The following is a 7855-nucleotide window of genomic DNA, read 5'->3' on the forward strand; positions in this document are numbered from 1 at the left end:
TAACGTTAACATTAAAAAAGTGAGATCGAGATCAAAAATTACTCGCTACGGTTCTTTCGCTTTCTACGACAGAATAGCCGCTGAACCTTTTACATCAGTAACTTCGTCGTATAGCCTGTTACCTGAAAGTAATGACGGGAGTAATAGATATGGCATCTCTGAAGGATGTGGCGAAACTGGCCAATGTGTCGCTCATGACGGTCTCCCGCGCGCTCAATAGCCCGGAAAGGCTAAAGCCTGAGACCCTGGCACGCGTGCAGATCGCCATCAATGAGACCAATTACGTTCCCGATTTGTCAGCGAAAAAAATACGCGGTGCTCATGCTACGCCGAATACTATCGGGGTGCTGGCTCTCGATACTGTTACCACACCATTCTCGGTGGAAATCACTCTGTCGATCGAAGAGACCGCCCGGGCGTATGGCTGGAACAGTTTCGTGGTAAATATGTTCTCTGACGATAACCCTGATACCATTGTCGACCTTCTGCTTTCACACCGGCCAGACGGCATCATCTACACCACCATGGGGCTACGTCAGGTGCCGCTGCCGCCCAAACTGCTCACCCTCCCGTGCGTGCTGGCCAACTGTGAAAGTTTGCACGATCCGGTAGCCAGCTACATTCCAGACGACGAACAAGGTCAGTTCGAGGCGGTGCAGGCTCTGCTCGCGGCAGGTAATCGTCAACCACTCTGCCTGCATCTGCCAAAACACCATCTTGCCACCTTGCGCCGCCGTCAGGGATTGGAGCGCGCCTGCCGGCAAGCAGGTGTCAACCCTGACGCCCTCATGCATGTCTATATGGAGCATGGCGATGAGCACTACCGTGATATCCCAGCCATTGTGTTAGCGCATATCAAGCAGGGTAATCCGATGTTCGACTCAGTCATTTGCGGTAACGATCGTATCGCCTTTATGGTCTATCAGACGCTACTGGCGCAGGGCCTGCGCATCCCGCAAGATGTGGCGGTCGTGGGTTACGACAATATGGTTGGCATTGGCGAGCTATTCTTACCGCCGCTCTCGACGGTACAACTGCCGCATTACGAAATAGGTCGCCATGCTGCGCTGCATATTATCCAGGGCAAGACGCAGACCGATACGGTCAAAATACCTGCGCCCTTGCTCAACAGAGACTCGATCCATATCAAGCTGTGATTGTACAAAAAGAGTTACGGCGCACACCTTAGGGATAATTGGCTATCAATATGAATTAATGGAAAAAAAAGCCCTATTTCAACACTCAGAAACACCCTGCAATAATTACGCATTGAAATATCCCTTCAATCGGTGTCTATTATTAGTGGGGGATCTCAACCCTTATCCTCTAAAAACTTAAAAAACGTTTCTTATCAACACCTCACGAATCATTAAATATGCCATACGCCTTTCTGATAAAAATATCCAGCGGTTATTACCTATCTATTTAATCGCCCTTTTCGCCCTGCAAAATAAATTTAAGCTGCTATAATTTCTCCCGTAACAAAATAGGATTACACCCATCAAGAAGAGGATATCTATATGAGTACCGCTAAACTGGTGAAAACGAAATCTTCTGACCTGTTGTACACCCGTAATGACGTGGATGAGCAAACCAAGCAGGCCGCCATCAAGGCGCTGAACCATCAGGTTGTACAGTTCATCGATCTGTCGTTGATCACCAAGCAGGCGCATTGGAACATGCGTGGTGCCAATTTTATTGCCGTGCATGAAATGCTCGACGGCTTCCGCACCGCCATCACCGACCATCAAGATACTTTTGCAGAACGTGTCGTACAGCTCGGTGGCGTTGCGCTGGGTACGGTACAGGTGGTGAATGACAAAACCCCGCTGAAAAGCTATCCGACCAATATTCACAGCGTGCAAGATCACCTGAAAGCGCTGGCCGATCGTTATGCAACCGTCGCCAACGACATCCGCCAAGCCATCACGGAAGTGCCGGATGAAGACACCGCAGACATGTTCACCGCCGCATCGCGCGATCTGGACAAATTCCTGTGGTTTATCGAATCCAATATCGAGTAAAGCCAGGCATCTTGGCGGCGAAACAACAGGTTGTGGGCCTTGCCCCAGCCTGTTTTTTTATCTGTAAGCCGAGTGGTATAAAAAACAGGCTGGATTACACTGAATATGATCCAAGCAAGATTGCAAGCATTCACAGGTTCAATAGTGAGGTGGGCATGGCAGGCGGATGGACAGCAGACGGCGCGGTGCAGGATCAAATCGACTCAACGGTAGATGATGCCGTGCAACGTGCTCGTCAGGCGCTCGGCCATGGCGAAAGCGAGCACTATTGCCAGGAATGTGGCACAGAGATCCCCGAAGCCCGGCGTCTGGCGCTGCAAGGGGTGCGCTACTGTGTTAACTGCCAGACTGAAATGGATAAAAAGCAAGCTTCCAGTAGCCTGTTCAATCGCCGGGGCAGCAAAGACAGCCAGCTGCGTTAACCCTACTTCCCTTCAAAACACGCCAGTTTGCACCAAATGAAATCTGACTATAGCTATAAAGTTAGAGTTAGTTATCATTATTGATCGATAATTGTTAATTATCGGTTGTTTCCCGGCTATTGTTTAGTTGATGATAGCTCTGTTGCACCACGGCGGTCGCGATGCACCATTTTGGTGCCCGCTGGTGGTGCATAAAAATTATAATTGGCTATCCAAACCCAACATCATAACGCAAGCCCTTGTTTTTACAATGATTGCAAACTTGGCACGATTCTTCCATAGCACAAAATGCAACATAAAAAATGGGTAATCCGCAACCTGTACAGGAATTCCTCTCATGAAGTCTATTTTTAAAGTTTCCCTGGCCGCACTTTCCCTGGCCTTCGCCGTTAGCTCTCACGCAGCAGACAAGCTGGTTGTCGCCACGGACACCGCTTTCGTGCCGTTTGAATTCAAACAAGGTGACCAATACGTCGGTTTCGATATCGACTTGTGGGCGGCGATTGCCAAAGAGCTGAAGCTGGATTACACCCTGAAGCCAATGGACTTTAGCGGTATCATTCCTGCGCTGCAAACCAAGAACGTCGATCTGGCGCTGGCAGGTATCACCATTACCGACGAACGCAAAAAAGCGATCGAATTCTCCGACGGCTACTACAAAAGCGGCCTGCTGGTGATGGTTAATGCTGACAACAACAGTGTAAAAGGCATCCAGGATCTGGATGGCAAAGTGGTGGCAGTGAAGAGCGGCACTGGCTCGGTGGATTACGCCAAGCAGCACATCAAAACCAAAGATCTGCGTCAGTTCCCGAACATCGACAACGCCTATATGGAACTGGGCACCAAGCGTGCTGACGCTGTGCTGCACGATACGCCAAACATCCTTTACTTCATCAAAACCGCGGGCGCTGGCAAGTTCAAAACCGTAGGCGAATCCATTGAAGCCCAGCAGTATGGCATCGCCTTCCCGAAAGGCAGTGACGAACTGCGTGAAAAGGTCAACGGCGCGCTGAAAACTCTGCGCGACAACGGGACTTACAACGAAATCTACAAAAAATGGTTTGGTACCGAACCTAAGTAATTGATGAAGTTAATAAGCCAATAAGTTATTAGTTAAGCACAGGGGAGGTGTACCCGCCCCCTGTGCTTTGTTGTTTATTGATCCCCTTGCTTGGATCACCGGGAGATAACGCTATGCAATTCGACTGGAGCGCCATTTGGCCCGCCATCCCAATTTTGTTAGAAGGCGCCAAGATGACCCTGTGGATTTCGGTCCTCGGTCTGATTGGCGGCCTGATCATCGGACTGGTTGCCGGTTTCGCACGTACCTATGGCGGCTGGATCGCCAACCATGTGGCACTGGTATTCATTGAAGTGATCCGCGGTACGCCGATTGTGGTACAGGTGATGTTTATCTACTTTGCCCTGCCCATGGCCTTTAGCGATTTCCGCATCGATCCTTTCACCGCCGCCGTGGTCACCATCATGATCAACTCGGGCGCCTACATTGCGGAAATTACCCGTGGCGCGGTGTTGTCGATCCACAGCGGCTTCCGTGAGGCCGGGCTAGCACTGGGGCTGTCGCGCCGCGAAACCATCCGCTATGTGATCATGCCGTTGGCTCTGCGCCGTATGCTGCCGCCGTTGGGTAACCAATGGATCATCAGCATCAAGGATACTTCGCTGTTCATCGTGATCGGGGTAGCGGAACTGACCCGACAAGGGCAGGAAATTATTGCCGGTAACTTCCGCGCGCTGGAGATCTGGAGCGCCGTAGCGGTGATTTACCTGATTATTACCCTGATGCTTAGCTTCGTGCTGCGTCGTCTGGAAAGAAGGATGAAAATCCTGTGATTGAATTTAAAAACGTCTCCAAGCACTTCGGCCAGACCCAGGTGCTGCACAATATCGACCTGAACATCAAACAGGGTGAAGTGGTAGTGATTATCGGGCCTTCTGGCTCCGGTAAGTCAACTCTGCTGCGCTGCATCAACAAGCTGGAAGAGATCACCAGTGGTGAACTGGTCGTAGACGGCCTGAAGGTGAACGATCCTAAGGTTGACGACCGCCTTATCCGTCAGGAAGCCGGTATGGTGTTCCAGCAGTTCTACCTGTTCCCGCACCTGACTGCGCTGGAAAACGTGGCCTTTGGCCCGATCCGCGTACGGGGCATGAAGAAGGCAGAAGCCGAGAAGCATGCGCGCGTTCTGTTGGCCAAGGTAGGTCTGGCCGAACGGGCTCACCACTACCCTTCCGAGCTTTCCGGTGGACAGCAACAGCGTGTCGCTATCGCCCGGGCGTTAGCAGTGAAGCCTAAAATGATGCTGTTCGATGAGCCCACCTCGGCGCTCGATCCGGAATTACGTCACGAAGTGCTGAAAGTGATGCAGGATTTGGCCGAAGAAGGCATGACGATGGTGATCGTGACTCACGAAGTCGGCTTTGCCGAAAAAGTGGCCTCACGCCTGATCTTTATCGACAAAGGCCGGATCGCCGAAGATGGCAACCCTCATGATCTGATCAACAACCCGCCAAGCCCACGCCTGCGCGAGTTCTTACAGCACGTTTCCTGAAGCGATAATAAAAAGCCCCGCAAGGGGCTTTTTATTGATGCCAATATTGATCAATCCCATGTTCAACCTAAGAGCGACGCTCGCTGCGCGCGTTTAACAGTCTGCAACTCTGCAAAACCTCAGTGGATCACATCGCCCTGTTTGACCGAGGTAAACGCCTGCATCAGCTTGACCACGTCCTGCATACCCACATTAACCTGATTGATTACCTCCCCGGCATCCTTGGCTAGCGCCACGCCGCCGCCCGCCTGTTCCACGCAGGTCACCATCTTGTTGATAGCCGCCGTTACCCCTTGCTGAATGGTTTTGGTAACTTGCTCAATCTCGCTGGCCGCCTTACGGGACTGTTCGGCCAAGGTACGCACCTCATTAGCCACTACCGAGAAACCGCGCCCATGCTCACCCGCATGCGCCGCTTCGATCGAGGCGTTAATCGCCAGTAGATTGGTCTGTGCGGCAATTTTGCGGATCGCCTCAACCATATTGCCAATCTGTTGCGAACAGCGCCCCAAGTCGCTGACCACGTCTGAAGTCTGCCGCGCGGCCACCTCTACCTGCTGCATGCCCTGCACCGCCTGCTGAACAATGATCGCCCCTTGGGCAGCGGTTTTATCGGTCCCCATGGAGAGTTGGTGGACATTTCGCACCATTTCCTCTTCATGCTGCTGTTGGAAAGTCTGGCGGGTGATGTCCTGGGCAATTTTCACCACCTTTAATACCCGCCCTTCATTGTCGATGATTGGGTTATAGCTGGCCTCCAGCCATACCCGCTCCCCACGCCGGTTGAGGCGTTCGAAACGCCCGGTCAAAAACTCCCCCTGGGCCAGCCGTTGCCAGTGCTGATGATACTCGTCAGAATCGGCGAACTCCGGCGTACAAAGTATGCTGTGTGCCTGGCCGCGTGCCTCTTCCAGCCGATAGCCCATCAGATCGAGCATATTGTCGTTGGCATCCAGAATAATGCCGGTTGGCGAGAAGGTGATCATCGCCATTGAGCGATTCAGCGCCGTTAACAGGCTCTGATGCTCCTGGGCCTGAGTGATACGGCTGGTCACCTCGCTGGCGATCTTGATAATCTCCACCACCTGACCGTGCTTATTTAACACCGGGGTATAAGTTCCCTGCAGCCAGACCACTTCACCGCCCTTGCGAATACGCCTGATATTATCGGTAATGGCCTCGCCGCTATTTAACCTTTGCCAATGCCGCTGATAGGCCGGGCTGGCGACATAGCTTTGATCGCAGAAAATACGATGATGCTGACCAATAACTTCCTGGCGCTCAAACCCCATAGTTTGCAAGAACAGATCGTTGGCACGTAATACGGTGCCGTCGGGTTTAAATACGATCATCGCTACCGCATCTTCAATGGCGTCCAATTCGGCACGCCACGGGCTGCTGGACTGACGGAGGTTTAAAAACATCGGGTAAATCCTTCTGGCAGATGGAGTTAACGGCAAGCACTCTCTATTTTTCTGCATTTCTTGCTCGCCAGTAAGCGCGCTATCGCCCTGAATATTGCGCACGACAATGCTCCAGATTAACTGGATAAAAACGGTTATTAAGCTAGGTAATTATTGTTTTTTTAACTAATGAGCAGCGTGGGAATTTATTAACAATATTGAGGATAACGCAAGCCAGACAGAATGAAAGGAACGACAGAATAAATAATCGTTGCCGGCAAGATCGCCGGCAACGGTCGGGTAATTACTGCCAGCGTTCTGCCGCCCAGGCGGCTTGCTGCTCGGCATCAAGGAAGGTCCAGGCCACAAAGCGGCTAATCTTCTGCCCCTGTGCCATTTCGATGGTGCGCACCTCTGCGGCCCCGGCCTGCTTGAGCGCATAATAAATCGCAGGCAGCGTGGTGTTTTTAGAGATCAGCGAGGTGAACCACAGGCAGTTCTTGGCTTTGCCGACGCTCTCTTCCACCATCTTGCGAACAAAGGCCTCTTCGCCTCCTTCGCACCACAGTTCGTTGTTCTTGCCACCGAAGTTCTGCACCGGCTTTTCCGCCACTGCTCCTTTACCCAACTTATGCAACTTGAGGCGGGTGCTGGCGCGCGCTTCCTGCTCGGAACCGTGGAACGGCGGGTTACACAAGGTAGCATCGAAGCGCTCGGCAACGCCGATAATGCCGTTAAAGATACACTCCTGCTGCTTCTGCTGGCGCAGGCGCACGGTATTTTTTAACGTCGGATTCATTGCCACGATCATCTTGGCGGCCCCCAGCGAGACCGGATCGGTTTCCGAGCCGGTAAAGCGCCAGCCATATTCGCGCTGGCCGATGATAGGGTAAATACAGTTGGCCCCCACGCCGATATCCAGGATCGCCACGCCTTTACCCCGCGGGATCTCGCCGCCGTTGCTGGTCGCCAGCAGATCGGCCAGGTGATGCAGATAGTCAGCACGCCCTGGGATCGGTGGGCAGAGATAGTCGGCCGGGATATCCCAATGTTCGATGCCATAAAAGTGCATCAGCAAGGCACGGTTGAGCATTTTCACCGCGGCAGGATCGGCGAAATCCACCGAGATATCGCCCCAGGCGTTGGGCTTCACAAAGGGTTCCAATCCCGGACAGGTGGCGATCAAGGTAGGGAAATCATAGCGTGAGCGATGGCGATTGCGCGGATGCAGGCCGCTTTTCTGCTGCGGGAAACTTTTCTTTTTTTCCACCGTGACGGGCTCTCTGAAAGGGTTTTCTGGCGCGTAAGATAGCATAAAGCCCGGCGAGGCGCTTGCCGCTGAGGTGAAATGCGCCAAAATGGTAGGATTACGGGACCGGTGCAACGCCCCTCACCCCAAACCTCTCCCCAAGGAGAAGGGACCGATCGGGTTA

Annotated in this window: 8 protein-coding genes; 6 read left to right on the top strand and 2 right to left on the bottom strand. The window is 52.7% G+C overall.

The features are described from left to right. Positions 1 to 149 precede the first annotated feature (149 nt). From ACKWMY_RS09170 to glnQ, 6 genes are all read left to right on the top strand, one after another. Positions 150 to 1157 (top strand): LacI family DNA-binding transcriptional regulator, encoded by a 1008-nt coding sequence (locus ACKWMY_RS09170; protein ID WP_409486209.1) that lies wholly within the window; start codon positions 150 to 152, stop codon positions 1155 to 1157. A gap of 363 nt (positions 1158 to 1520) precedes the next feature. Continuing rightward, positions 1521 to 2024 (top strand): DNA starvation/stationary phase protection protein Dps, encoded by a 504-nt coding sequence (gene dps, locus ACKWMY_RS09175; protein ID WP_409486210.1) that lies wholly within the window; start codon positions 1521 to 1523, stop codon positions 2022 to 2024. Positions 2025 to 2179: 155 nt separating this feature from the next. Next, positions 2180 to 2446 (top strand): DksA/TraR family C4-type zinc finger protein, encoded by a 267-nt coding sequence (locus tag ACKWMY_RS09180; RefSeq protein ID WP_024527508.1) that lies wholly within the window; start codon positions 2180 to 2182, stop codon positions 2444 to 2446. A 337-nt stretch (positions 2447 to 2783) separates the two neighbouring features. Next, positions 2784 to 3527 carry a glutamine ABC transporter substrate-binding protein GlnH gene (gene glnH / locus ACKWMY_RS09185; protein WP_024527507.1) on the top strand — a complete coding sequence of 248 codons (744 nt, stop codon included), beginning with the start codon at positions 2784 to 2786 and terminating at the stop codon, positions 3525 to 3527. Between the two features lie 113 nt (positions 3528 to 3640). After that, positions 3641 to 4300, top strand: coding sequence for a glutamine ABC transporter permease GlnP (gene glnP / locus ACKWMY_RS09190; RefSeq protein WP_024527506.1), 660 nt, complete (start codon positions 3641 to 3643; stop codon positions 4298 to 4300). Further along, positions 4297 to 5019 carry a glutamine ABC transporter ATP-binding protein GlnQ gene (glnQ, locus tag ACKWMY_RS09195; RefSeq protein ID WP_024527505.1) on the top strand — a complete coding sequence of 241 codons (723 nt, stop codon included), beginning with the start codon at positions 4297 to 4299 and terminating at the stop codon, positions 5017 to 5019. Before glnP ends, glnQ begins: the two co-directional genes overlap by 4 nt. A gap of 119 nt (positions 5020 to 5138) precedes the next feature. Here glnQ and ACKWMY_RS09200 read toward each other — a convergent pair whose 3' ends face one another. Further along, on the bottom strand, positions 5139 to 6443 hold the full coding sequence (locus ACKWMY_RS09200; RefSeq protein ID WP_261161893.1) for a methyl-accepting chemotaxis protein: 1305 nt from the start codon (positions 6441 to 6443) through the stop codon (positions 5139 to 5141). Between the two features lie 283 nt (positions 6444 to 6726). Continuing rightward, entirely contained in the window at positions 6727 to 7692 is a 966-nt protein-coding gene (gene rlmF, locus ACKWMY_RS09205) for a 23S rRNA (adenine(1618)-N(6))-methyltransferase RlmF (protein ID WP_021805132.1), read from the bottom strand. Between the last annotated feature and the right edge of the window lie 163 nt (positions 7693 to 7855).

Origin of the sequence: Serratia sp. J2, assembly GCF_046269175.1 — a bacterium.
GTDB classification, from domain to species: domain Bacteria; phylum Pseudomonadota; class Gammaproteobacteria; order Enterobacterales; family Enterobacteriaceae; genus Chania; species Chania fonticola_C.

Bases quoted from the DNA above. Each gene is read 5' to 3' on its own strand.
- ACKWMY_RS09200 (WP_261161893.1), bottom strand. From the start codon at position 6,443: ATGTTTTTAAACCTCCGTCAGTCCAGCAGCCCGTGGCGTGCCGAATTG.
- ACKWMY_RS09170 (WP_409486209.1), top strand. From the start codon at position 150: ATGGCATCTCTGAAGGATGTGGCGAAACTGGCCAATGTGTCGCTCATG.
- ACKWMY_RS09180 (WP_024527508.1), top strand. From the start codon at position 2,180: ATGGCAGGCGGATGGACAGCAGACGGCGCGGTGCAGGATCAAATCGAC.
- glnP (WP_024527506.1), top strand. From the start codon at position 3,641: ATGCAATTCGACTGGAGCGCCATTTGGCCCGCCATCCCAATTTTGTTA.
- glnH (WP_024527507.1), top strand. From the start codon at position 2,784: ATGAAGTCTATTTTTAAAGTTTCCCTGGCCGCACTTTCCCTGGCCTTC.
- dps (WP_409486210.1), top strand. From the start codon at position 1,521: ATGAGTACCGCTAAACTGGTGAAAACGAAATCTTCTGACCTGTTGTAC.